Raw genomic sequence first — 249 nt, forward strand, 5'->3', positions numbered from 1 at the left:
CCAAAGGCTTTTTACTAAAAGATGTGTCGCTGGAAACTCTGATCCAGGCTATTGAAGCTCTGGCGGACGGTGGTAGCTGGTTTGCACCGAATATTACCGAGCGCTTGCTCAGTACAATGCGACAAGCCGATAGTAATTTTACCATGCCTGCTCATATTGAACCCTTAAGCGATAAAGAGCTGGAAATTCTGCAGCTTATGGCGGCCGGTTACAGTAATAAAGAAATCGCGTCGGCGCTGTATAAATCTG

Annotated in this window: 1 protein-coding gene; it reads left to right on the plus strand. The window is 46.6% G+C overall.

The annotated features are described in order from the left end of the window. The coding region (locus SB753_RS39915; protein ID WP_410805528.1) for a LuxR C-terminal-related transcriptional regulator at positions 1-249 on the plus strand (249 nt) is incomplete at both ends.

Source organism: Paraburkholderia sp. SIMBA_053, from assembly GCF_046534895.1.
Taxonomy (GTDB): domain Bacteria; phylum Pseudomonadota; class Gammaproteobacteria; order Burkholderiales; family Burkholderiaceae; genus Paraburkholderia; species Paraburkholderia caledonica.